This window comes from Stenotrophomonas sp. C9D9, assembly GCF_056491205.1.
On the sequence record NZ_JBSZIF010000002.1, the window covers coordinates 89,696 to 113,375 of the forward strand.

Genomic DNA, 23,680 nt, shown 5'->3' on the forward strand with positions numbered 1-23,680 from the left:
CGCGATGGGGTCGTCCTCCGTGAAGAACCCGGTGTGCGTGGGCTTCAGCGCTCGCCGGCGTAGGGGTCGGCGATGCCGAGCTCGGCCAGGATCTCGCGCTCCAGCTGTTCCATCGCGTCGGCTTCCTTGTCGTCCTCGTGGTCCCAGCCGAGCAGGTGCAGCACGCCGTGCACGGTCAGGTGCGCGTAGTGGGCGTTGAGCGCCTTGCCCTGTTCATTGGCCTCGCGGGCGACCACCGGTGCGCAGATCACCAGGTCGCCCAGCAGCGGAAACTTCACGCCCTTGGGCAGGCCTTCGGGCACTTCGGCCGGGAAGCTGAGCACGTTGGTGGCGTAGTCCTTGCCGCGGTAATGGCGATTCAGCGACTGCCCTTCCTTGGCATCGACCACGCGGATGGCCAGGTCGGCCTCGCGGATGCGGCCTTTCAGCGCAGCGGCCACCCACTTGCGGAAACTCACCGCCGCCGGCAGGCCGGTGCGCGGCAAGGCATAACTGACGGCGACGTCCAGTCGCACGGGACCACGGGTCATGGAGTTGCTCCAGGTTGGATCTGATGCAGGTCGCGGCGGTCGTAGGCGCTGACGATGCGCGCCACCAGCGGATGACGGACCACGTCGCGGGATTCGAAGAAGGTGAAGCTGACGCCCTCGACCTCGCGCAGCACGTCGATGGCATCGCGCAGGCCGGACTTCACGTGCTTGGGCAGGTCGGTCTGGGTCAGGTCACCGGTGACCACGGCGGTGGAGCCGTAGCCGAGGCGGGTCAGGAACATCTTCATCTGCTCGATGGTGGTGTTCTGTGCTTCGTCCAGGATCACGAAGGCATCGTTGAGCGTGCGGCCACGCATGTAGGCCAGCGGTGCGATTTCGATGACGTTCTTTTCCAGCAGCTTGACCACCTTCTCCACGCCCATCATCTCGTAAAGGGCGTCGTACAGCGGTCGCAGGTAGGGGTCGACCTTCTGGCTCAGGTCACCGGGCAGGAAGCCCAGCTTCTCGCCGGCCTCCACTGCCGGGCGCACCAGGATCAGGCGTTGCACCCGTGATTCGTTCAGGGCTTCGACCGCGCTGGCCACGGCCAGGAAGGTCTTGCCGGTACCGGCCGGGCCGATGCCGAAGTTGATGTCATGGGTGGCGATCTGGTGCAGGTAGCGGCCCTGGTTGGCGCCGCGGCCACGTACCGTGCCGCGCTTGACCTTGATCGCCACGTCCTGCGCTTCGTAGGAGCGCTCGGCGATCTGCTCGACATTGGCCTGCGCCAGGCGCAGGTGGATGGCATGGTTGTCGAAGACGGTCTCGCCGGCTTCGGCGTACAGCGCTTCAACCAGTTTCTGCGCCTCGATGATGGCTTCGTTGGGTCCGCTGATGCGGAACACGAAGCCACGGTTGGCGATCTCCACACCGAGCTTCAGCTCGATCTGGCGCAGGTGGCCGTCGAAGGGGCCGCACAGGTTGGCCAGCCGCTCGTTGTCTTCCGGCGACAGGGTGAAGTCTCGATGCTCGATGCTTTTCATTGCTTGGGGTGGGGCGGAAGCCTTCCACCGCAGTGTATTCAGGGAGGATAAGGGTAGCGCGCGCGTGGGGCACACGGCCAGCAGACGGTCGATACAGCGTTTTCCACACCCGATGTGGACGGGGTACGCGGAAACCTGTGGATAGACCTTGGCAATGCTTGTGCCACAAGGCTCATGAGGTCCTGGTGAAAAAAGCGTCATGGTTGCCTGTCGCCGCAGCTGCACTGTCACAGGGGGGCCTGCAGGGGGACGTTCATCGTGATGGCAGTGCAGGTGTCATTGCCGTGCGGGCAACAGCGCCACGTCCTGCCGGATTTCCACAGCGGTTGTGGAATGATGCCGAACCAACCTGTGGATAGGTGGTGCGGAGCCTTGCAGCAAAAGGCTTGCCAACGGATGGTGAAAAAACCGTCAGGGCTGATCGGAATCATTGAGGGTGCACGGGGCGCATGGCACCGTGGCGCCGTGGCAGGAGGGGATGGCATGGGCATCGGCAACGGGATGCGTGGAATCGGACTGGCGGGCATCGGCTTGCTGGCAGGGTGTGGGCAGGCACCGCCTGCAGCACTCGGCACGCTGGAGTGGGATCGGATCACGGTGCCGGCACCGGCGGCCGAAGTGATCGCCACCGTGGACGTGCGCGAGGGCCAGCAGGTCAAGGCCGGGGCGGTGCTGATGCAGCTCGACCCTGCCCGCGGCGACGCTCAGTTCGCCGCAGCGCAGGCCGACACGGTACGCGCGCAGGCCCAGCTGGAAGAACTGAAGATCGGCCCGCGCCAGGAACAGATTGCGCAGGCCCAGGCGCAGCTGGCCGCGTTGCGCGCGCAGTCTGCCGAAGCCAGTGCCTACTACCGCAGGGTGCAGCCGCTGGCACGCCAGCGCCTGATCGCCGCCGCCGAGCTGGACCGTGCACGGGCGGCTGCCGGCAATGCCGAGGCCAGCGTGCGTGCCGCCGAGCAGGCCTGGCTGGAACTGGTGCACGGCAGCCGCGTGCAGGACATCGCCCAGGGCCAGGCAGCCGCCGACGCTGCACAGGCGCAGCAGGTAGTGCAGGGCGTCAACCTGCAGAAGCTGCAGCTGCGCGCACCGCGCGATGGCGTGGTCGATGCCTTGCCCTACCGGCAGGGTGACCAGGCACCGATCGGGGCGCCGCTGGCAGTGATGCTGGTCGGCGAACGCCCCTACGCGCGTGTCTACCTGCCGCAGCCGCTGCGCCTGCAGGTCAAGGTCGGGCAGGCCGCGCAGATACAGCTGGAAGGCGGCAGCACCGTGCTGAAGGGGCGCGTGCGCTCGATCCGCAGCGAGCCCTCGTTCACCCCGTACTACGCACTGACCGGGGATGACGTCGAACGGCTGAGCTATCTGGCCGAGATCGAAGTGGACGCGGCCGCCGACATGCAGAGGCTTCCGGCCGGGCTGCCGGTGCAGGTGCGCTTCTGAATACCGGCGAGGACATCGCGGTCCACGCACGCGGGCTGACGCGTCGCTTCGGCGATCTTCTGGCCGTGGACAACGTCGACCTGACCGTGCCGCGCGGGCAGGTGTACGGCTTCCTCGGCCCGAACGGGTCCGGCAAGTCGACCACCATCCGCATGCTGTGCGGCCTGCTGGAGCCCAGCGCGGGGCAGATCGAGGTGCTGGGCCTGGCCGTGCCCGAGCAGGCAGAGGCATTGCGCCGGCGCATCGGCTACATGACCCAGCGTTTCTCCTTGTATGAAGACCTGTCGGTGCGCGAAAACCTGGAGTTTCTCGCCGCCATCCAGGACCTGCCGTGTGCGCAGGCCGGGCAACGGGTGGACGCATTGCTGCAGCAGTACCGGCTGCAGGACCGGCAGCCGCAGCTGGCCGGTACGCTCAGTGGTGGGCAGAAGCAGCGCCTGGCCCTGGCTGGTGCCGTGGTGCATTCGCCCGAACTGCTGTTCCTGGACGAGCCGACCAGCGCGGTCGATCCCGAATCGCGCCGCGATTTCTGGGAGGCCCTGTTCGAGCTGGCCGACGCCGGAACCACGGTGCTGGTATCGACCCACTACATGGACGAAGCCGAGCGCTGCCACCGGTTGGCGATCCTCGATCGTGGCGCGCTGGTGGCCGATGGCACGCCGGCCGAGCTGTGCGCGCGGTTGCAGGGGCGCACGCTGCAGGTGACATCCTCGCAGCCGCGCCAGGCCAGCCGCGCGCTGGCCGAACTGCCCGGGGTGCTGAGCGTGGCGCAGATCGGCACCCAGCTGCGCGTGCTGTGCAGCGAGGGGGCTGCCGACACGCCCGCATTGCGGCAAGCGCTGGCCAGTGCCGATCCGCAGGCCAGGATCGACGCCGTCGCACCGAACCTGGAAGACGTATTCGTGGCCGCCACCCGTGGCCGTGGCCGGGAGCCGGTGGCATGAACCTGCGCCGGCTGTGGGCGATCATGCTCAAGGAGCTGCGGCAGCTGCGCCGCGACCGCATCACGCTGGCGATGATCGTCGGCATTCCGGTGATGCAACTGCTGCTGTTCGGCTACGCGATCAATCTCAACCTGCGCCATCTCGACGCCGGTGTCGCCGACCAGGCCAACAGTGCGGCGTCACGTGCGCTGGTGCAGGACATGGTGGCCACCGGCGTGATCACGCCGCGCAGCGAAGCCTACACGCCGGACCAGCTGATGCAGGCGCTGCGTCGTGGCGAGATCAGTGTCGGCATCGTGGTGCCGGCCGACTTCGAGCGTCGCCGCTTCGACGGTCGCGAAGCGGTGCAGGTGCTGGTCGATGGCAGCGACACCGTGGTGCAGAGCGCGGCGATCCAGCTGGCACAGGTGCCGCTGGATACGCGTCCGACCAGCAACACGCGTCCGCTGCGCGAAGGCAGCATCGCCAGTGGTCCGGTCAGCGTGATCAGCTTCTACAACCCGCAACGGCGCTCGGCGGTGAACATCGTGCCGGGCCTGATCGGGGTGATCCTGACCATGACCCTGGTGATGTTCACGGCGGTAGCGGTGGTGCGCGAACGCGAGCGCGGCAACATGGAGCTGCTGATCGCCACGCCGGTCTCGCGCAGCGAACTGATGGTCGGCAAGGTGCTGCCCTATGCGGCCATCGGTCTGCTGCAGACCACGCTGGTACTGGTGCTGGGCACCTGGCTGTTCCAGGTACCCATTCGCGGCAGCCTGCTGGACATCTACCTGGCCGCGGTGCTGCTGGTGCTGGCCAACCTGGCGCTGGGCCTGCTGATCTCCACGCGCGCGCGCTCGCAGTTCCAGGCGATGCAGATGACGCTGTTCCTGTTCCTGCCGTCGATCCTGCTGTCGGGCTTCATGTTCCCGTTCGCCGGCATGCCGCGGCCGGTGCAGTGGCTGGCCGAGGTGCTGCCGCTGACCCACTTCCTGCGCCTGGTGCGCGGCATCATGCTGCGCGGCGCCTCACTGTGGGAGCTGTGGCACGACGCGCTGGCGCTGCTGGCCTTCATCGTGGTGATGATGACCCTGGCGATCCTGCGCTTCCGCAAGCGGCTGGATTGAAGGCAGAGGGTCGGATCCCCGCAGGGGCTCCGACCCGAAGATTTATTCCGCCACCACCCGTGCGCGCAGCGAATTGGTCAGCGCTTCGGTGATCACCACATCCACGAACTGGCCGATCAACCGCGCCGGCGCCGGGAAGTTCACCGAACGCATGTTCTCGGTCTTGCCGGTCAGCTCGTTCGGGTTCTTCCGCGAGGGGCCTTCCACCAGCACGGTCTGCACGGTGCCGACCATCTTCTCGGAAATGCCGGCGGCGAATGCATTGATGCGCTCCTGCAGGCGCGACAGGCGCGCGTGCTTCTCCGCATCGCTGATCGTGTCCTCCAGGTCCGCAGCCGGCGTACCCGGGCGACGCGAATAGATGAAGGAGAAGCTGTGGTCGAAGCCGATGTCCTCGATCAGCTTCATGGTCTTCTCGAAATCGGCATCGGTCTCGCCGGGGAAGCCGACGATGAAGTCCGAGCTGATCGAAATGTCCGGTCGCACCGCGCGCAGCTTGCGGATCTTCGACTTGAATTCCAGCGCGGTGTAGCCGCGCTTCATCGCCGACAGCACGCGGTCGCTGCCAGCCTGTACCGGCAGGTGCAGGAAGTTGGCCAGCTGCGGCACGTCGCGGAACGCGTCGATCAGCGAATCGCTGAACTCCAGCGGATGCGAGGTGGTGAAGCGGATGCGGCCGACGCCATCGATCTCGGCGATGGTGCGGATCAGCAGGCCGAGGTCGGCAAACTCGCCGTCACCATATGGCCCGCGATAGGCGTTGACGTTCTGGCCGAGCAGGTTGATCTCGCGCACGCCCTGCGCGGCCAGCTGCGCCACTTCCACCACCACGTCCTCGAACGGGCGGCTGACTTCGGTGCCGCGGGTGTAGGGCACCACGCAGAACGAGCAGTACTTGGAACAGCCTTCCATGATCGACACGAACGCCGAAGCGCCTTCGGCACGCGGCTCGGGCAGGCGGTCGAACTTCTCGATCTCGGGGAAGCTGATGTCCACCTGCGGGCGCTTCTGCTCGCGGCGTGCACGGATCAGCTCCGGCAGGCGGTGCAGGGTCTGCGGGCCGAATACCAGGTCCACGAACGGCGCGCGCTTGATGATCGCTTCACCTTCCTGCGAGGCAACGCAGCCGCCGACGCCGATGATGACCTCGCGGCCCTTGTTCTTCAGGCCCTTCCACACGCCCAGCTGGCTGAACACCTTCTCCTGCGCCTTCTCGCGGATGGAGCAGGTATTGACCAGGATGACGTCGGCGTCGTCCGGGCTGTCGGTCAGTTCCAGGCCATCGCTGGCGGCAAGCACGTCGGCCATCTTGGCCGAGTCGTACTCGTTCATCTGGCAACCGTGGGTCTTGATGTACAGCTTGCCTTTCACCTGGTCGGGCTTGCGCGGACCGGCGGGCAGGGCAACGAGCGGGGTACCGCCCGGCGTGGCGGGCGGAAAGACGTCTGGCGTCCCGGTCATGGCGCTTAATCCATTCGGGTGGCGGGAAAGCGGGCAATTCTACCCGCATCCCGGCCCTTCCGCCGTCCGCCGGTGGTTGGTCGGCCCCGGCGGTGGCGCGACGCGATTACGCCGCCGCCAGCTCCGCATCGATCTGCCGCGAACGGTCGAAGGCGGTCATCGCGCTCATCCGTGCAATGTAATCAGCCGTGGCCGGCGCAGGCTGCACCAGGCCGAAGGCCGTTGTCCAGGCCAGCGCATTGCCCCACAGCACGTCGGCGGCGCTCATCGTTTCGCCGAGCAGGTAGGGGCCCTGCGCCAGCTGGGCCTCGATCACCTGCAGCACGGTCTCGGCGTCGTTGTACGGCGACATCAGGCGCGGCGGCGGCTCGCGGTGCATCGCCTTGTCGATCATCGCCGGCTCGAAACAGGCGCCGTAGAAGGCCATCCAGCGCAGGTAGGGGCCGCGCAGGGCATCGCCGATCGGCGGTGCCAGACCGGCCTCTGGATACAGGTCGGCCAGGTACAGGTAGATCGCCACCTGTTCGGTCACCAGCGCACCGTTGTGGACGATGGCCGGCACCTTGCCCATCGGGTTGATGGCCAGATAGGCCGGGGCCAGGTTGGCGCCGGCCTTCAGGTCCAGCACCTGCATGCGGTAGTCCGCACCCAGCGCTTCGAGCAGGGCCACGGCGCCGCTCGAGCGCGAACGGGCGGCGTGGTACAGGGTGATCTGGCGTGAGGTCATGGCATTGCTCCTTGCGGTAGGTGGTGAACTGGAGGCCATCCTGAGGCACTATTGCGGACGACTTCTGTCCTCGATCCTTCATGCGCCATACCGCCCATCGACTGCTGCGCCTGATCGCCCTGCTGCAGGCCCGCCGCCAGTGGTCGGGGGCCGAGCTCGCCGAGCGCATGGGCGTGGACCGGCGCAGCATCCGCCGTGACATCGAGCGCCTGCGCGAACTGGGCTATCCGGTCCAGGCCTCGTCCGGGGTTGGCGGCGGCTACCAGTTGGGGGCAGGGGCGCCGGTGCTGCCGATGCTGCTGGATGAGGAGGAGGCGACCACCCTGGCCATCGCCCTGCGCGCGGCCTCGGCGACCGTCGCCGGCATCGACGACACCGCACGCGGCCTGTTGTCCAAGCTCGACCCGCTGGTGCCGACCCGTCGCCGCCAGCAGGCCGGCGAGGTGCATGCGGCAACGGCCACCCTGTCCGACCTCCCGTCCACCGACGCACGCCTGCTCGGACGGCTGGCCCAGCACTGCCGGCAGGCGTCACGGCTGGCCTTCGAATATCGCAGTGCCCAGGAAGCGGTGACCCAGCGCGAGGTCGAGGCGCAGCACCTGGTCAATTACGGGCGGCGCTGGTACCTGCTGGCCTGGGACCTCGGCCGGCAGGACTGGCGCACCCTGCGCGTGGACCGGATGGGCGCGGTGCGCGAATGCGCCGAGCCGGGCATGCACCGCCGTACGCCCGCACCGCCGGACGTGATGGTGCGGCAGGCGGTCAGCCAGGCCCCGTTCGCGCTGCAGGCCATCGTCCGCCTGGCCGGCAGCCGTGCCGAACTGGAAGGCCGCATCCCGCCCTGGTGTGGTGTGCTGGAGGCCGATGGGCCCGACCATTGCCTGCTGCGCATGGGCGCCGAGAGCCGCGGCATGATGCTGGCGCAGATCCTCAGCCTGGACCGGGTGCCGGTGGCGTTGTGGACCACGCCGCCGGGCCTGCGCGATGAACTGGCACAGCGCCTGGCCGGATTGGGGCAGGTGCTGGCTGTGCCGCCGGTCACAGGCTGAGCCGCGTCGCTTGGCAAGCCCCGGCGAAGCTGGGACACTCGCCGGCATGAAGGGGATACTGGGGACAACGGCGATCATCATCGCTGCGCTGACCGCTGCGCCGGCCAGCGCGGGCACCCTGTTCAAGTGCCAGGGCGCCGACGGCGTCACCAGCTACGTCAGCAAGCGCGTGGCCGGGGCCCGCTGCAGCGCCATCAGCTACAGCCGCGACCTCCGCCCGGCACCGCGCCCGGTGGTGGCCGCGCCGAAGCCGGCGCCGACCACCGTGGCCAGCATCGAGCGCAACCCGGTGGCGGTGGCAGCCAGCGCTGCGGCACCGGCGGCTGTGCCCCCGCCGACGGCTGCGCCAGCCGCCGTACCCGCGACCCCGGTCGCCTCGCGCAGCGGGCGCATGGTCAGCGGCCAGGTCTATTCCTTCATGAAGGATGGCGTGCGCCACTACACCAGTGCGCGGCCGACCCAGGTGGCCAACCTCGGCCCGGTGCGCACCATCCGCTACAGTTTCATGGAGCGCTGCTACGCCTGTGGCGTCAACCCGCGCGTGGACTTTGGTTCGGTGCGCTTGAACACCACCGCGTTCCAGACCGAGATCTCCTCGGCCGCGCGCGAGTTCGGCGTCGACGAAGCCGTGGTTCGCGCCATCATCCACGCCGAGTCGGCGTACAACCCGACCGCGCTCAGCCGAGCCGGCGCGCAGGGGCTGATGCAGCTGATGCCGCCGACCGCGGCCCGTTTCGGGGTCAGCGACTCCTACGATGCCGGGCAGAACATCCGCGGTGGCGTGCAGTATCTTGCGTGGTTGCTGAAACGCTTCAATGGCGACCTGACCCTGGCTGCCGCCGGCTACAACGCCGGCGAAGGCGCGGTCGACCGCCACGGTGGCGTGCCGCCCTACAGCGAGACCCAGTACTACGTGCGCCGGGTCGGGCAGCTGGCCGAGCGTTACCGCACCGCCCTGAGTCACCAGTAGGTGCCGCTAACGGGTGGGTGCCGACCGTTGGTCGGCACTCATTTGAAAGGTAGTGCCGGCCGCTGGCCGGCAACCCCGCAATCTAAAGTTGTTGCAATGCGTTGTGTGGCGCGCGACGGTTCCGCTACACTCGCCCATGATTCAATGCGGCTCTGGCCCCCACCGGATCCGCTGGCAGCCTTAAAGCTACCTAATCAATATCGGAGTGCCGGATGGCCAACGATGGGGTACACGATCCAGTCAACACCGGACGTCGGCGTTTTCTTTCTGCCACCACAGCCGTGGTGGGCGCCGTCGGCGTCGGATTCACCGCAGTTCCTTTCATCAAATCCTGGAACCCCAGTGCCCGTGCCAAGCTTGCCGGCGCACCGGTGGTGGCCGACATCAGCGCCCTGCAGGAAGGCCAACGCCTGATCGTGGAGTGGCGTGGCCAGCCGATCTGGATCGTCAAGCGGTCCAAGGCGATCCTCGATGCGCTGCACGGGCTGGATGGCCGCCTCAAGGACCCCGAGTCCGGAGAGAAGGACCAGCAGCCGGACTACGTGCTGAAGCAGAACCCCGAGCTGCGCTCGATCAAACCGGACATCTCGGTGCTGGTCGGCCTGTGCACGCACCTGGGCTGCTCGCCGGAAATGGTCGCCGAGATCCGGCCCGAACCCTATGACCCGCAGTGGAAGGGCGGCTACTTCTGCCCCTGCCACAAGTCGCGCTTCGACATGTCCGGCCGCGTCTTCAAGGACGTGCCGGCGCCGATCAACCTGAAGGTGCCCGCGCACCACTACCAGGACGACAACACCATCATCATCGGTGTCGATCCGCAGGGGGCAGCCTGATGGCCAATATCCTCGCTCGTACCGCCAGCGGCGTGGCCGACTGGGTCAACGCCCGCGCGCCGGGCCTGATGCCGGTCTACCGCAAGCACGTCACCGAGTACTACGCGCCGAAGAACTTCAACATCTGGTACTACTTCGGTTCGCTGGCGCTGCTGGTGCTGGTCAACCAGATCGTCACCGGCATCTTCCTGACGATGCACTACAAGACCAACGCCGCCGAGGCGTTCGGCTCCATCGAATACATCATGCGTGATGTGGAGTGGGGCTGGCTGATCCGCTACATGCACTCCACCGGGGCCTCGCTGTTCTTCATCGTGGTCTACCTGCACATGTTCCGCGGCCTGCTGTACGGCAGCTACCAGAAACCGCGCGAGCTGGTGTGGATCCTGGGCATGCTGATCTACCTGGTGCTGATGGCCGAAGCCTTCATGGGCTACGTGCTGCCGTGGGGCCAGATGTCGTTCTGGGGCGCCAAGGTGATCATCTCGCTGTTCGGCGCGATACCCGTGATCGGCAACGGCCTGACCGAATGGATCATGGGCGACTACCTGCCCAGTGACGCCACGCTCAATCGCTTCTTCGCGCTGCACGTCATCGCACTGCCGCTGGTGCTGCTGTTGCTGGTGGTGCTGCACCTGGGCGCGCTGCACGAAGTGGGGTCGAACAATCCGGATGGCGTGGAGATCAAGAAGGGGCCGAAGGGCAACCGCTGGTCGCCGAACGCCCCGGCCGATGGCATTCCGTTCCACCCGTACTACACGCTCAAGGATGGCGTCGGCGCCGGCTTCCTGCTGATCATCGCCGCCTTCATCATCTTCTTCGCGCCCGGTTTCGGCGGCCTGTTCCTGGAGCATGACAACTTCACCGAGGCCAACCGCCTGGTGACGCCGGAGCACATCAAGCCGGTCTGGTATTACACGCCTTACTACGCGATGTTGCGCGTGGTGCCGAACAAGCTGGGCGGCGTGCTGGTGATGTTCTCGGCCATCGCGATCCTGTTCCTGGTGCCATGGCTGGACAAGGCGCGTGTGAAGTCGGTGCGCTACCGCGGCTGGATCTCGAAGGTGATGCTGGGCGTGCTGGCGGTGTGCTTCGTGTGGCTGGGCGTGATTGGTTCCGGCCCGGGCACCGACGTGCACGAGACCTACATCGGGCGGGTGCTGACCTTCCTGTATTTCGCGTTCTTCATCACCATGCCGCTATGGACAAGGTTGGACAAGACCAAGCCGGTACCGGAGAGGGTGACCACGCATGACTGAGCGCTGGATGGTCCGGCTGGCCCTGGCGGCCACCCTGATGCTGGGCAGTTTCCTGGCCTCCGCCGCCGAGGGCGGCACCAAGCTGCTGCAGGCCGGCAACGACCTCGGTGACCGCGCCTCGCTGCAGCGCGGGGCGCAGCTGTACATGAACTACTGCTCCGGCTGCCATGCGCTGAAGTACCTGCGCTATTCGCGGATGGCGCAGGACCTGGGCCTGACCGAAGAAGAGGTGATGAACAACCTCAACTTCACCGGCTCGGCGATCGGCGACCCGATCCCGGTGGCGATGCCCAAGGAGAACGCCGAGAAGTGGTTCGGCAAGATGCCGCCGGACCTCAGCCTGATCGCGCGGGTACGAGGCAGCGACTGGGTCTACACCTATCTCAAGTCGTTCTACCTGGACAGCAGCCGGCCCCTGGGCTGGAACAACGCGTTGTTCGCCAATGCCTCCATGCCCAACCCGTTGTGGGAGATGCAGGGCCTGCAGCATGCCGTGCATGGCAAGCCCGAGGCCCCCGGCATGGACCCGCCGGTGACCGGCCTGCGCATCGAAACGCCCGGTTCGGTGGATGCCGGCCAGTACGACCAGGCCGTGCGGGACATCACCAACTTCCTCGAATACGCCGGCGAACCGTCCGCACTCAAGCGCCAGCAGCTGGGCGTCTGGGTGATCCTGTTCCTGGCCCTGTTGACCTTCCTGCTGTACCTGTTGAAGAAGGAATACTGGAAGGACGTTCACTGATTCTGCCGCCGGCCATCGCACGGGCCTATTGGCTTTTGTGATGGTCGGTTGCACACTCGGGGAGGAGTCGACCGCTGGCACGGTGCCGGCGGCGCCGATGCGGCAGGCGGTCTCCTGTCGTGGGAGAGCCTTTGATGGCGGCGAGCGTACGCATGCGCAATACACTGACGCTGTTTTCCTCGAACGACGACGTACTGTGCCACCGGGTACGCCTGGTGCTGGCGGCCAAGGGGGTCACCTTCGACTTCGTTCCGGTCGATCCGCAGAACCCGCCTGAAGACCTGATCGACCTCAATCCGTACCACTCGGTTCCGACCCTGGTCGAGCGCGAGCTGGTGCTGTACGCCGCGTCGGTGGTCAGCGAATACCTGGACGAACGCTATCCGCATCCGCCGCTGATGCCGGTCGATCCGCTCTCGCGTGCGCGCATCCGCCTGGCCATGCTGCGCATCGAGCACGACTGGGTACCGCAGGTGCAGGCCATCCAGCTGGGCAACAAGACCCAGGCCGAGGCCGGCCGCAAGCGCCTGAAGGAACTGCTGACCGCCTCGCTGCCGCTGTTCAAGGCCAGCAAGTTCTTCCTCAATCCGGAAATGAGCCTGGCCGACTGCGCGATGGCACCGATCATCTGGCGCCTGCAGTCGCTGGACGTGCCGCTGCCGAAGGACGGCAAGGCGATCGAGGACTATGGCAACCGCATCTTCCGCCACCCGGGTTTCGTCCGCAGCCTGACCGACCAGGAAAAGAAGCTGCGCGATCTGCCGGTCTGATCCGACCTTGCGTAACCCGTCTGCACGCCGACCGGCGTGCAGGCGATCCGCCCCGGCGGGGCGCCGGGCGCGTACACTTCACGCATGACCGAAGACTTCTTCCACATGACCAGCCACCGCCCGTACCTGCTGCGGGCGCTGGTGGAATGGATCAACGACAACCAGCTGACCCCGCACATCCTGGTCGACGCCGGCGTCCCCGGCGTGCAGGTCCCGCCTTCGGCGGTCAAGGATGGCCGGGTCGTGCTCAACATCGCCGAACGTGCCGTCGTGCGGTTGATGATCGACAACGAAATGGTGAGCTTCTCGGCCCGCTTCTCCGGCACCAGCTACCCGGTGCAGGTGCCGATCAGTGCCGTGCTGGCGGTCTATGCCCGCGAGACCGGGCAGGGCATGGCGCTGCCGGATGACATTCCGGGCAACGAAACCGCACCGACCAGCGATGAGCTGCTGCACGAGGAAGGCACGCCGCCGGACGATACGCCGCCGGCCAGTCCGCCGCCGAAGGGCCGCCCGAACCTGCGCGTGGTCAAGTAACCATTCCGACGCCGCCCCGATGGGCGGCGTTTTTCTTTGCAGGATTTACCGGTGGGTGCCGACCGTTGCTCGGCACTCAAAGTCCTTAGACATCCTCGGCATCCTCCGCATCCGGCCGGATCTGGCTGATCCGCGCGGCACCGGGGCCGGTGAACGAGATCAGCTGGTCGCCACGCAGCACCATGCGGCCCACGTGGCGATCGATGCCATCGTAGGAATATTCGAACTTGAAGGTGCGCTCGAAACCGAGCCGTCCATCCTCGCCACGCGACAGTCGCAGGCCGGTGGCGTGCACCGCCTGGTCCAGCCACTGCACATCGGCGGCGCGGCAGGCATTGCGGCCCAGCTCGACCGCGCGCTCGGCGGCCGAGCGCGCGGCGTTCCAGAAGAAGTAGATGATTCCGCCGGCAATCAGCAACAGCAGCAGGGTGGGCATGGCGTCAGCCGTCAGAGGTCGATCCAGCAAAGATGGCGGCGAACGCGCGCTGGATCAAGCGCTGCATTCACCGCTGCGGTTGTGGTTCGCCAGGCACCGGCCGCGCGGGCACAACGACCGGTTGCGGCGCCGGAGCGGTCTGTGCCGGTGTGGCAGTGGGCGAGGGCATCACTACGGGCGATGTGGCAGTCAGCTGCAGCAGCGCTGCCCAGTCCTGGCGGTTGAAACTGCATTCGTCCTCGCGGCCCGGCGTGCAGCTGGGGTCGATGCCGGTGCTGTTGCGTTCGCGCGCCGGCGGCAGCTTGATCAGTCCGGTGCGCTCCAGCGGCAGCAGCCGCATCGCCACGGTGTTCATCACGTTGCCACCGACCAGGTACAGGGTCTGGTCGCCGCCGAGGTTGGCGGCCACCACCACTTCGCAATGCGATTTCCAGTGGCCAACCGAGCCATTGCCCAGCGCCTGCACAAGTCCGCTGTAACTGAGCGTGCTGCTGCGGTCACGCAGGAAGCACAGCAGATCGCCAGGCGCGGGTTTGGCCGTGGCCGGGTCGACCAGCCGGTACGGCACGCCCGAGGGTCCGCCCTGGTACGCGGCGCGGATGTAGTCGATGTGGCGTGGCGACGTGTTGAAGCCGGGAACGCCGGACTGCACCATCACCCAGGAAATGAACGCGGCCGACCACGGGTTGTCGATCAGGAAGGCGCGGCAGTCGCTGTCGGTGTAGCGCGTGCCCAGTGGCGCCAGGCAGCTGCTGGCGCCCGCGATGCTGCCCATCGCGTTGAGCGTGCCGCTGTTGCGCCAGTAGCCGGCCACGCGCTGCCAGGCGATCAGTCCGTTGTCGGCCAGGTGTTCGTTCTCGGCCTCGGTGACACTGAGGCTCGCCGCGCGGCCATCACGATCGATGAAGGGCCGGAACCAGAGCCGGTGTTCATTGCAGGCGGTATTGCGGATGGCCACCGCCAACGGGCTCAGGCCGAAGCGGGGCGGCACATCGCAGGCTTCGGCGGCCGCTGCGGACAGCGGTGCCGCAGCCAGCAGCAGACAGGCAGGCAAGAGCATCCGGCGCATGCGCGGCTCCTGTGGGGGATGCCCGCAGCGTCGCAGAGGCGGCCGTAGCCGAGCCGTGAAGGCGTCCCGGGTCGTGTAGAGCCGAGCCCATGCTCGGCTCATCGCGCGACGCGCGCGCAGGGCGTGCCGCGAATAGATAAGCAGCCGAGCGTAGGCTCGGCTCTACAAATTCTGCAGGCCTCAGCCCGGCGGCGGGCCGAGCTTCAACGACAGATCGATGGCCTGCACGTGCTTGGTCAGGCCACCGATGGAAATGCAGTCGACGCCATCCTCGGCGATCGAGCGCAGACCGCCCAGGCCGACGCTGCCGGACACTTCCAGCGGAATGCGGCCGGCGGTGATGCGCACTGCCTCGCGGCGCAGGTCGGGGCTGAAGTCGTCCAGCAGGATGCGTTCGCAACCGGCTTCGAGCGCCTGGCGCAGCTGCGCCAGGTCCTCCACTTCGACCACCAGCGGCAGCGCGGGCCACTGCCGGCGTGCGCCCGCCACGGCGGCGGCCAGTGAACCGGCAGCGCGGATGTGGTTTTCCTTCAGCATCACCGTGTCGTACAGGCCGAAACGATGGTTCTCGCCACCGCCGCAGCGCACCGCGTACTTCTGCGCCAGGCGCAGGCCGGGCAGGGTCTTGCGGGTGTCGAGGATGCGCGTGCCAGTGCCGGCCACGGCCGCCACGTAGCGTGCGGTGGTCGTGGCGGTGCCGGACAGCGTCTGCAGGAAGTTCAGCGAAGTGCGCTCGGCGCTGACCAGGCTGCGGCTGCGCCCGTGCAGCAGGGCCAGCACGGTGCCTGCGGTGACCGCGTCGCCTTCGGCAACCTGCCAGTCGATGCGCACGTCCGGGTCGAGCGCGCGGTGGGTGGCGTCGAACCAGGGGCGGCCGGCAATCACTCCGTCCTGCTTGCACAGCAGGTAAGCGCTGTCGGCCTGGTCGGGCAGCAGGGCGGCGGTGACATCACCGCTGCCCAGGTCCTCGGCCAGTGCACGCGCGACATCGGCGGCGACAACGGCCGCATCCGGCGTCGGCAGCATGCTCATGCGGCCGGGAAGTCGGCGATCTGGGCGGTCGGGATGGCTTCTTCGGCCAGCAGCACCGGGATGCCGTCGTCGACGCGGAATACCTGCTTGCGGTCGCGGGTGACCAGCGCTTCGCGCAGCGGCTGCGCCAGCGGGTTGCCATCGGCCTTGTTCACCGCGCCGGCGGAAATGGCCTTGTTGAGGGCTTCCAGGCCCTTGCCATCCAGCAGGGACAGGGGCTGGCGGGTGTCCGGCGACACCAGCAGGTCGAGCAGCTTGCGATCCATGGTTCTTCGTCTTGCGTGGAAGACGGCTAGAATACGTCTTTAAGGCAGGTGACGGCCAATGACCCCCAACCCGATCGCGCCGCTTGTCGGCATCGTCATGGGTTCCCGTTCCGACTGGGAAACCATGCAGCACGCCGCCCAGAAGCTTGAAGCCCTGGGTGTTCCGTTCGAAGTGAAGGTGGTGTCCGCGCATCGGACGCCGGATGTGTTGTTCAGTTACGCCGAGCAGGCGGGCCCGCGAGGCCTGCGCGCGATCATCGCCGGTGCCGGCGGGGCCGCCCACCTGCCGGGCATGATCGCCGCCAAGACCGCCGTGCCGGTATTGGGTGTGCCGGTGCAGTCCAAGGCCCTCAACGGCATGGATTCGCTGCTGTCGATCGTGCAGATGCCGGCCGGCATTCCGGTCGCCACCTTCGCCATCGGCAATGCCGGCGCCTCCAACGCTGCGCTGTTCGCCGCCGCGATGCTGGCCAGTGACCAGCCGGCGATCGGCCAGGCGCTCGACGCGTTCCGCGCACGCCAGACCGAAGACGTGATGGCCCACGACGATCCGCGCCAATGAGCCTGACCGTCGGCATCCTGGGCGGCGGCCAGCTCGCCCGCATGATGGTCCTGGCCGGTGCGCCGCTGGGACTGCGCTTCGAGCTGTACGACCCGGCCGCCGACGCCTGCAGCGGCCCGCTGGCGCCGCTCACCGTCGGTGCCTTCGATGACCGCCAGGCGCTGGCGGACTTCGCCGCCAAGGTCGATGTGGTCACCTTCGATTTCGAGAACGTGCCTGCCGACAGTGCACAGTTCCTGGCCGACCGCGTGCCGGTCTATCCGCCGCCGGCCGCACTGGCCGTGGCCCAGGACCGCTTGAGTGAGAAAACCCTGTTCCAGCAGCTGGGCATTCCGCTGCCGGCCTTCGCTGACATCCGCAGCCGTGACGAGCTGGCGGCGAAGGCCGCCGAATTCGGCCTGCCGTGCATCCTCAAGACCCGCCGCCTGGGCTACGACGGCAAGGGGCAGTTCCGCCTGCGCAGCGAAGCCGACATCGATGCTGCGTGGGACGCGCTGGGTGCGCAGGTCGAGCGCACCGGCCTGATCCTGGAAGGCTTCGTGGCCTTCCAGCGCGAGGTCAGCGTGGTCGCCGTGCGCGGCCGCGATGGCAGCTTCGAGGCGTGGCCGGTCACCGGCAACTGGCATGTCGACGGTGTGCTGTCGGCCAGTGTGGCCCCGGCCGTGCTGTCCGACGCCGAGCGGCAGGCAGCGATCGGCTATGCCCGTCGCGTCGCCGAACACCTGCAGTACGTCGGCGTGTTCGCGCTGGAGCTGTTCTGCCGTGATGGTGAGCTGCTGGCCAACGAGATGGCGCCGCGCGTGCACAACTCCGGCCACTGGACCATCGAAGGCAGCGAGACCTCGCAGTTCGAGAACCACCTGCGTGCTGTGCTGGGCCTGCCGCTGGGCAGCACCCGCATGCTCGGCCATGCCTGCATGCTGAACTGGCTGGGCCGGATGCCCGATCCGTTGCCGGTGCTGGCCCAGGCCAGTGGCCACTGGCATGACTATGGCAAGGAGTCGCGCGAAGGCCGCAAGGTCGGCCATGCCACATTGCGCGATGACGATGCCGCAGCACTGGCCGACGCGTTGGACCAGGTGGGCCTAGAACTGGACCGCCAGGCCCAGGTGGCACCGGCGGTGCACGCGCTGCGCAACCGCTGAACGCGGGCGTGCCGGCGTGCGGCCGGCACACCCCTGTATGGCTGCAACGGTGTGACGCATCGGTGCAGCCATCGGCGCAACATTGCCGGTGGTAGCGTGGAGCTCCTTTCACAGGAGTCACGACCATGCTCGACTGGAATGCCTACCGCAAGGAACTGAAGGGCCGCATCGGCGAGATCGGCAAGCTCTCGCCCGACACGGTCAAGGGCTACGCCACCCTGTCCAATGCTGGTGCCCAGACCAACCACCTTGATGCCAAGACCCGTGAGCTGATCGCGCTGGCGGTGGCGGTGACCACCCGCTGTGACGGCTGCATCACCGTGCACGTGGACGCGGCGCTGAAGCATGGCGCCAGCCGCGAGGAAATCGCAGAGGCGCTGGGCGTGGCGGTGTCGCTCAACGCCGGCGCCGCGCTGGTGTATTCGGCACGGGTGATGGACGCCGTGGCCGCACACGAGAACGCGTGAAGCTCTGTTCTGTTTCCCGGTAGTGCCGGCCGCTGGCCGGCAACCCCGGCATATTTGCACGCCCAGTGGATTGCCGGCCAACGGCCGGCACTACCCATGGTCGAGTCGCCGCTTCAGCGCAGCTGGCTCTCGGCGAATTCCCAGTTGACCATCTGCCAGAACGCGTCCAGGTAGCGTGCGCGATCATTCTGGTAGTCGGTGTAGTAAGCGTGCTCCCATACGTCGCAGCACAGCAGCGGGGTGCTGTCACCGGTCAGGGGCGTGCCCGCGTTGCGGGTGGCCTGGATGCCCAGCTGGCCACCCGGGTGCTGCACCAGCCACACCCAGCCCGAGCCGAACAGGCCCAGCGCGGTGCGGTTGAACTCCTCGCGCAGGCGCTGCGCGTCACCGAACTGGCGCTTCACCAGCTCGCCCAGCCGGCCCTGCGGTTCGCCGCCGCCGCGCGGACGCAGGCACTGCCAGTAGAAACCGTGGTTCCAGGCCTGGGCGGCTGCATCGAACAGCGAGCCCTGGGCATGGCGCACGATCTCTTCCAGTGACGCTTCTTCCCACTCGGTGCCGAGCGTGCCGGCGTTGACCGCGTCGACATAGGCGCGGTGGTGGCGGCCGTGATGCAGTTCCACGGTCTGCGCGGACAGGTGGGGCTGCAGGGAGCCGGAGAGGTAGGGCAGGGCGGGCAATTCGACGGGCATGGACAGGTTCGTGGCCAGGGGACGGCGGCAGCCTGTTCCATCCGCTTACAATGGCGGCTACCGTGGGCAGTCTAGCCGACCATCACGGTCGGTTTGTCCGGCGAAGCAAGGAGTGTGGTTGTGGCGGTAATGCAGCAAATCCAGGCCGAGGTCGATCGTTACCCGCTCGTGCTGTTCATGAAGGGCACCCCGCAGTACCCGATGTGCGGCTTTTCCAGCCGCGCCGTGCAGGCGTTGATGGCTGCCGGCGCCGTCACCCTGCGCACCGTCAACGTGCTCGAAGAGCCGGAGATCCGCGCCAACCTGCCGCGCTTCTCCAACCTGCCGACCTTCCCGCAGCTGTTCATCAACGGCGAGTTGATCGGCGGCTGCGACATCGTCATGGAACTGTTTGAATCCGGCGAGCTCAAGCGCATCGTCGAAGAGGCGACCCAGGGATGAGTGCCTGGCCGTCGACGTCACCGACTGACGGGGCGCTCGATGGCCGCCCGTTGCAGGACCGCGTGGTGCTGGTTGCCGGTGCCGGCGGCGGGCTGGGCAGTGCCGCGGCGGTTGCCGCTGCAGCGGCCGGGGCTACCGTGGTCCTGCTGGGGCGCAAGCCGCGCCGGCTGGATCGGGTCTATGCCCAGGTCCAAGCGGTCGGCCCGGAACCCTTGCTGTACCCGCTGGACCTGGAAGGCGCCGGCCCCGATGACTATGCCGAACTGGCCCAGGCCCTGCAGCGCGAGCTGGGGCGGCTGGATGGCCTGCTGGCCTGCGCCGCGCATTTCCCCGGCCTGACCCCGTTCGAGCTGGCCGACCCGGCCAGTTTCGCCCGCGCGGTCCATGTCACCCTGACCGCCCCGGCCTGGCTGGCCCAGGCTTGCCTGCCGCTGCTGCGGCAGCGCGAGGATGCCGCCCTGGTATTCGCCGTGGATGCGCCCGAGCGGGTAGGGCAGGCCTATTGGGGTGGTTATGGCGTGGCCCAGCATGGCCTGCGCGGCCTGATCGGCAGCCTGCACGATGAGTTGGGCCGCAGCCCGGTGCGGGTCAGCGGTCTGTACCCGGGGCCGCTGCGCACGGCGCTGCGGGCCCGCGCCTATTCCGTCGATCAGGACCCGGCTGCCCGTGCTCCGGAAGCCGCGGCGGCCGCGGCGGTGACCCTGCTTTCCCCGGCCGGCAGCGCCTGGCGGGGCCGCATCCTCGATGCCAGCGGAGCCTCTGGCGACGCGTGAAGACGACCGTAAGGCGGAATGAAGATCCCGTCACGATTGCGTTGCGATCCGGTGCCGTTTGTCGCACAACCGTCACATTGATGGCGTAGCGTGTTAATCTAGTGTTAACCGTTATGGCTGCCTTCAGCCAAGCGGTAGGGAACCCCAGATAACTCTCCGACCAGCCACCCGCAGGGCTGATTGGATGCGCTTTTTTTCCGCCATCGCCAACTCGCATCGAGGCTACCGAAAAATGACCCACCCACTCCGGATGTCCAAGCTTACCCTTGGTCTCGTGGCTGCACTTGCTGCCGCTCCCGCCTTCGCCCAGAGCACCTCCGCCGGTGTCGGCGGCCAGGTCGTGACCCGCGGCGGCCAGCCCGTCGCTGGTGCTGAAGTCACCATCACCCACACCGAGTCGGGCACGGTTTCGCGTGCTACCACCGATGCGGCCGGTCGTTACAACGCGCGCGGCCTGCGCGTGGGTGGCCCGTACAGCATCACCATCACCAAGCCGGGTGAAGGCACCAAGACCGAAGATGGCGTCTACCTGGGCGTGAACCAGACCGGCACCATCAACGCGACGCTGACCGGCGATCTGGCCGGCGCGACCAACCTGGACACCGTGCAGGTCACCGCCGTCGGCGGCGGCTCGGAAGTGTTCAGCGCCACCAAGATGGGCTCGGGCACCAACATCAGCCAGCAGCAGATCGAAGTTGCGCCGTCCATCGGCGGCAACATCCAGGATCTGATGCGCCTGGATCCGCGCGTGACCTTCATCGATCGCGCCTCGGGCTCGATCTCGGCCGGCGGCCAGAACCCGCGCTTCAACTCGATCAACATCGACGGCGTCTCGGCCAGCGACACCTTCGGCTTGGAAGGCAACAACATGCCGACCCGCCGCCAGCCGGTCGCCATGGAAGCCATCGAAGCGCTGGACATCAACCTGTCCAACTACGACGTCAGCATCGCTGCCGCCGCCGGTGCCACCGTCAACGCGGTGACCAAGTCGGGTACCAATGAATTCCACGGTTCGGTGTACGGCACCTACCGTGATGGCGACTGGTTCGGTGACAACCCGGAAGGCCAGCCGTTCAAGGGCTTCACCAAGGAAGAAACCTACGGCATGACCTTGGGCGGCCCGATCGTCAAGGACAAGCTGTTCTTCTTCGCCAACTACGAAAAGTTCAAGCAGGCCGCCCCGGGCGCCGACCTGAGCGGCACCGCACTGGGCAAGGCCAACCCGCAGTTCACCCTGGCCGACGTGACCCGCGCGCAGCAGATCGCGCAGGGCTACGGCATCAATGCGGGTGGCCTGGAAAGCAACGGCGACACCTCGATGGAAGAGTACGCGCTGAAGCTGGACTGGAACATCAGCGATAACCACCGTGCCAACATCCGCTACAGCAAGATCGACCAGAGCAAGCTGCGCATCAACGGCATGACCACCAGCTCGGCCTCGCTGAGCTCGTACTGGTACCAGCACGACAAGACCAACGAGAGCTACGTCGCCCAGCTGTTCAGCGACTGGACCCCGAACTTCTCGACCGAATTGAAGGCGTCGTACCGCGAGTACTCGGCGATCCGTAACGTGTCCACCGGCGCGCCGAGCATCCGCATCTTCTTCGGCGGCAACGAGGCTGCGCCATCGGGTGACTCGCTGTACCTGGGTACCGAAGTCAACTCGCAGAACAATATCCTCAAGACCAAGGCATGGAACTACTATGCCGCCGCCACCTGGACCCTGGGTGACCACGACGTCAAGTTCGGTGCGTCGTACGACACCAACGACATCTACAACTACTTCGGCGCCAACTCGTGGGGTGCCTACACCTTCTACGGTCTGGACAACTTCGCCGCGGGTCGCTGGAGCAGCTACAACTACAACCCGGAGCGCACCCCGGGCTCGATTCCGGCCGACTACAAGTTCAGCAACCTGGCCCTGTTCGTGCAGGACACCTGGTATGTCAACAGCAACCTGACCCTGACCATGGGCGTGCGTGCCGACCGTGCTGACACCAGCCCGGCCCCGACCTACAACGCTGCGGCGTCGACGTTCTTCGGTCTCGACAACAGCGATGTGCTGAGCAACAAGTTCCTGATCCAGCCGCGCTTCGGTTTCAACTACACCTTCGACAGCGAGCGCCCGACCCAGCTGCGCGGTGGCGTGGGCCTGTTCCAGGGTGATGCCCCGCAGGTGTGGCTGAGCAACAGCTACTCGGCGACCGGCTTCAACAACTCGGTCTACGCCTACACGCGTAACGACCCGACGCTGCCGTTCAACCCGAACAAGGACAGCCAGCCGGTCCCGACCACCCCGGGCTCGAACCGTCAGAACGTCAACTTCGTCGGCAGCGACTTCAACATGCCGTCGGTGTACAAGGCCAACCTGGCCTTCGACCATGAGACCCCGTGGTATGGCATCGTGGCTTCGGCCGAGCTGCTGGTCACCAAGGTCAAGGATGCGCTGTACTACAGGAACCTGAACCTGGGTCCGGTGCAGCAGCTGGGTCCGGACGGCCGTGAGCTCTACTACGCAGCGGCGCGCAACGGCAACCTGTGGACCAACAACGACGCCCGCGCCGGGCGCAATGGCGCCTACGACTCGGTGTACGAAATCGCCAACACCAGCAAGGGCCGCACCTCGCAGTTCACCGTCTCGCTGAGCAAGCCGTGGTCGGAAGCCAGCGACTGGTCCTGGAACATCGGCTACACCTACACCGACGCCACCGAAGTGGGCTCGCTGACCAGCTCCACCGCCAGCTCGGGTTGGGGTTACCAGTACGCCTTCAACGCCAACAGCGAAACCGAGAACACCTCGCGCTACCAGATCCGTGACCGCCTGTCGGGCTCGCTGAACTGGAAGCACAAGTTCTTCGGTGACTACGAAACCAAGGTCGGTCTGGTGTATGAAGGCCGCAGCGGCCGTCCGTACAGCTACGTGTACGTCAACGATGCCAACGGCGACGGCCGTTCCGCAAACGACCTGTTCTACGTGCCCAACCCGGGCGAGGTTCTGTTCGGCAATCTGGTGGGCAACAAATTCACCCCGGATGCGGCAATGGAGAAGTCGTTCTACGCATGGCTGGCGGCCAATCCGCAGCTGGCCAAGTACGCGGGTAGCTATGCTCCGGCCAACCAGTTCCGTACTGGCTGGATCAACACCTTCGATATCCGTATCAGCCAGCAGCTGCCGGGCTTCATGAAGGGTCACAAGTCGGAAGTGTGGCTGGACATCCAGAACGTCGGCAACATGCTCAACAAGAAGTGGGGCAACATCTACGATTACGGCTTCTTCGCCGATGCGCGTGTGGCCACCCTGCAGGGCATGAAGGACGGCAAGTACGTGTACAACTTCCGCGGCGCTGACCTGCCGGCAGTGGCAAACAACGACGCAGACGGCTTTGACGTCGGTGTCTCGCAGTGGTCGCTGCAGCTGGGCTTCCGCTACCAGTTCTGATGCA

General features: G+C 66.9%; 25 protein-coding genes. 16 read left to right on the forward strand and 9 right to left on the reverse strand.

What is annotated here, in order from left to right; genetic code table 11:
- Window positions 1-44: 44 nt before the first annotated feature.
- A complete protein-coding gene (gene ybeY / locus ACXI0D_RS00410) occupies window positions 45-530 on the reverse strand; it encodes an rRNA maturation RNase YbeY (RefSeq protein ID WP_101765223.1) in 486 nt (161 codons plus the stop codon).
- The gene (locus tag ACXI0D_RS00415; RefSeq protein WP_049446114.1) at window positions 527-1,513 is read right to left on the reverse strand and encodes a PhoH family protein; all 987 of its coding nucleotides are present in this window, start codon (window positions 1,511-1,513) and stop codon (window positions 527-529) included. The genes ybeY and ACXI0D_RS00415 overlap by 4 nt, the downstream gene beginning before the upstream one ends.
- Before the next feature lie 483 nt (window positions 1,514-1,996).
- Between ACXI0D_RS00415 and ACXI0D_RS00420 the strand changes: the two genes are divergently transcribed.
- The 3 genes from ACXI0D_RS00420 (at window position 1,997) to ACXI0D_RS00430 (ending at window position 5,006) form a co-directional block, all read left to right on the forward strand.
- On the forward strand, window positions 1,997-2,953 hold the full coding sequence (locus ACXI0D_RS00420) for an HlyD family secretion protein (RefSeq protein WP_049446112.1): 957 nt from the start codon (window positions 1,997-1,999) through the stop codon (window positions 2,951-2,953).
- Between the two features lie 65 nt (window positions 2,954-3,018).
- On the forward strand, window positions 3,019-3,897 hold the full coding sequence (locus ACXI0D_RS00425) for an ABC transporter ATP-binding protein (protein ID WP_479642129.1): 879 nt from the start codon (window positions 3,019-3,021) through the stop codon (window positions 3,895-3,897).
- Complete coding sequence (locus tag ACXI0D_RS00430) at window positions 3,894-5,006, forward strand: ABC transporter permease (protein ID WP_049446108.1); 1,113 nt, start codon at window positions 3,894-3,896, stop codon at window positions 5,004-5,006. Before ACXI0D_RS00425 ends, ACXI0D_RS00430 begins: the two co-directional genes overlap by 4 nt.
- A 42-nt stretch (window positions 5,007-5,048) precedes the next feature.
- Here ACXI0D_RS00430 and miaB read toward each other — a convergent pair whose 3' ends face one another.
- Together miaB and ACXI0D_RS00440 are read right to left on the reverse strand one after the other, a co-directional pair.
- Window positions 5,049-6,467, reverse strand: coding sequence for a tRNA (N6-isopentenyl adenosine(37)-C2)-methylthiotransferase MiaB (miaB, locus tag ACXI0D_RS00435; RefSeq protein ID WP_049446107.1), 1,419 nt, complete (start codon window positions 6,465-6,467; stop codon window positions 5,049-5,051).
- Window positions 6,468-6,573: 106 nt separating this feature from the next.
- Window positions 6,574-7,194, reverse strand: coding sequence for a glutathione S-transferase family protein (locus ACXI0D_RS00440; RefSeq protein WP_012510589.1), 621 nt, complete (start codon window positions 7,192-7,194; stop codon window positions 6,574-6,576).
- 80 nt (window positions 7,195-7,274) lie between these two features.
- Here ACXI0D_RS00440 and ACXI0D_RS00445 point away from each other — a divergent pair, with 80 nt between their 5' ends.
- The 7 genes from ACXI0D_RS00445 to ACXI0D_RS00475 all read left to right on the forward strand — a co-directional run bounded on the left by ACXI0D_RS00445 (window position 7,275) and on the right by ACXI0D_RS00475 (window position 13,354).
- On the forward strand, window positions 7,275-8,243 hold the full coding sequence (locus ACXI0D_RS00445; RefSeq protein ID WP_049446105.1) for a helix-turn-helix transcriptional regulator: 969 nt from the start codon (window positions 7,275-7,277) through the stop codon (window positions 8,241-8,243).
- A gap of 46 nt (window positions 8,244-8,289) precedes the next feature.
- Entirely contained in the window at window positions 8,290-9,213 is a 924-nt protein-coding gene (locus ACXI0D_RS00450; protein ID WP_101765225.1) for a lytic transglycosylase domain-containing protein, read from the forward strand.
- A 212-nt stretch (window positions 9,214-9,425) separates the two neighbouring features.
- Entirely contained in the window at window positions 9,426-10,046 is a 621-nt protein-coding gene (gene petA, locus ACXI0D_RS00455) for a ubiquinol-cytochrome c reductase iron-sulfur subunit (protein WP_004151998.1), read from the forward strand.
- Window positions 10,046-11,305, forward strand: coding sequence for a cytochrome b (locus ACXI0D_RS00460; protein WP_005415946.1), 1,260 nt, complete (start codon window positions 10,046-10,048; stop codon window positions 11,303-11,305). The genes petA and ACXI0D_RS00460 overlap by 1 nt, the downstream gene beginning before the upstream one ends.
- On the forward strand, window positions 11,298-12,047 hold the full coding sequence (locus tag ACXI0D_RS00465; RefSeq protein WP_014036596.1) for a cytochrome c1: 750 nt from the start codon (window positions 11,298-11,300) through the stop codon (window positions 12,045-12,047). The genes ACXI0D_RS00460 and ACXI0D_RS00465 overlap by 8 nt, the downstream gene beginning before the upstream one ends.
- A gap of 134 nt (window positions 12,048-12,181) precedes the next feature.
- Window positions 12,182-12,817 carry a glutathione S-transferase N-terminal domain-containing protein gene (locus ACXI0D_RS00470; protein ID WP_005408842.1) on the forward strand — a complete coding sequence of 212 codons (636 nt, stop codon included), beginning with the start codon at window positions 12,182-12,184 and terminating at the stop codon, window positions 12,815-12,817.
- Window positions 12,818-12,901: 84 nt separating this feature from the next.
- The gene (locus tag ACXI0D_RS00475) at window positions 12,902-13,354 is read left to right on the forward strand and encodes a ClpXP protease specificity-enhancing factor (protein ID WP_005412806.1); all 453 of its coding nucleotides are present in this window, start codon (window positions 12,902-12,904) and stop codon (window positions 13,352-13,354) included.
- A gap of 85 nt (window positions 13,355-13,439) precedes the next feature.
- On the opposite strand, the gene ACXI0D_RS00480 is transcribed toward ACXI0D_RS00475, so the two are convergent.
- The 4 genes from ACXI0D_RS00480 to ACXI0D_RS00495 all read right to left on the reverse strand — a co-directional run bounded on the left by ACXI0D_RS00480 (window position 13,440) and on the right by ACXI0D_RS00495 (window position 16,157).
- Window positions 13,440-13,790, reverse strand: coding sequence for a DUF3301 domain-containing protein (locus tag ACXI0D_RS00480; protein WP_049423257.1), 351 nt, complete (start codon window positions 13,788-13,790; stop codon window positions 13,440-13,442).
- 67 nt (window positions 13,791-13,857) lie between these two features.
- Window positions 13,858-14,859 (reverse strand): DUF2272 domain-containing protein, encoded by a 1,002-nt coding sequence (locus ACXI0D_RS00485; RefSeq protein WP_479642130.1) that lies wholly within the window; start codon window positions 14,857-14,859, stop codon window positions 13,858-13,860.
- 180 nt (window positions 14,860-15,039) lie between these two features.
- Complete coding sequence (gene nadC / locus ACXI0D_RS00490) at window positions 15,040-15,891, reverse strand: carboxylating nicotinate-nucleotide diphosphorylase (RefSeq protein ID WP_119007604.1); 852 nt, start codon at window positions 15,889-15,891, stop codon at window positions 15,040-15,042.
- The gene (locus tag ACXI0D_RS00495) at window positions 15,888-16,157 is read right to left on the reverse strand and encodes a Trm112 family protein (protein WP_005408847.1); all 270 of its coding nucleotides are present in this window, start codon (window positions 16,155-16,157) and stop codon (window positions 15,888-15,890) included. The genes nadC and ACXI0D_RS00495 overlap by 4 nt, the downstream gene beginning before the upstream one ends.
- A gap of 58 nt (window positions 16,158-16,215) precedes the next feature.
- Between ACXI0D_RS00495 and purE the strand changes: the two genes are divergently transcribed.
- The 3 genes from purE (at window position 16,216) to ACXI0D_RS00510 (ending at window position 18,331) form a co-directional block, all read left to right on the forward strand.
- On the forward strand, window positions 16,216-16,719 hold the full coding sequence (purE, locus tag ACXI0D_RS00500; RefSeq protein ID WP_005412808.1) for a 5-(carboxyamino)imidazole ribonucleotide mutase: 504 nt from the start codon (window positions 16,216-16,218) through the stop codon (window positions 16,717-16,719).
- Window positions 16,716-17,864, forward strand: a complete 1,149-nt coding sequence (locus tag ACXI0D_RS00505; protein ID WP_049446093.1) for a 5-(carboxyamino)imidazole ribonucleotide synthase — start codon at window positions 16,716-16,718, stop codon at window positions 17,862-17,864. The genes purE and ACXI0D_RS00505 overlap by 4 nt, the downstream gene beginning before the upstream one ends.
- A gap of 125 nt (window positions 17,865-17,989) precedes the next feature.
- A complete protein-coding gene (locus ACXI0D_RS00510) occupies window positions 17,990-18,331 on the forward strand; it encodes a carboxymuconolactone decarboxylase family protein (protein ID WP_049446091.1) in 342 nt (113 codons plus the stop codon).
- 113 nt (window positions 18,332-18,444) lie between these two features.
- Here the strand turns inward: ACXI0D_RS00510 and ACXI0D_RS00515 are convergent, their stop codons facing one another.
- On the reverse strand, window positions 18,445-19,023 hold the full coding sequence (locus tag ACXI0D_RS00515) for a superoxide dismutase (protein WP_101765229.1): 579 nt from the start codon (window positions 19,021-19,023) through the stop codon (window positions 18,445-18,447).
- A 120-nt stretch (window positions 19,024-19,143) separates the two neighbouring features.
- Between ACXI0D_RS00515 and grxD the strand changes: the two genes are divergently transcribed.
- The 3 genes from grxD to ACXI0D_RS00530 all read left to right on the forward strand — a co-directional run bounded on the left by grxD (window position 19,144) and on the right by ACXI0D_RS00530 (window position 23,676).
- Window positions 19,144-19,464 (forward strand): Grx4 family monothiol glutaredoxin, encoded by a 321-nt coding sequence (gene grxD, locus ACXI0D_RS00520; protein WP_005415957.1) that lies wholly within the window; start codon window positions 19,144-19,146, stop codon window positions 19,462-19,464.
- Window positions 19,461-20,237, forward strand: coding sequence for an SDR family NAD(P)-dependent oxidoreductase (locus ACXI0D_RS00525; protein WP_049445999.1), 777 nt, complete (start codon window positions 19,461-19,463; stop codon window positions 20,235-20,237). Before grxD ends, ACXI0D_RS00525 begins: the two co-directional genes overlap by 4 nt.
- A 250-nt stretch (window positions 20,238-20,487) precedes the next feature.
- Window positions 20,488-23,676: a TonB-dependent receptor gene (locus tag ACXI0D_RS00530; protein WP_479642131.1), complete on the forward strand. Its 3,189-nt coding sequence runs from the start codon at window positions 20,488-20,490 to the stop codon at window positions 23,674-23,676.
- Window positions 23,677-23,680: the final 4 nt, after the last annotated feature.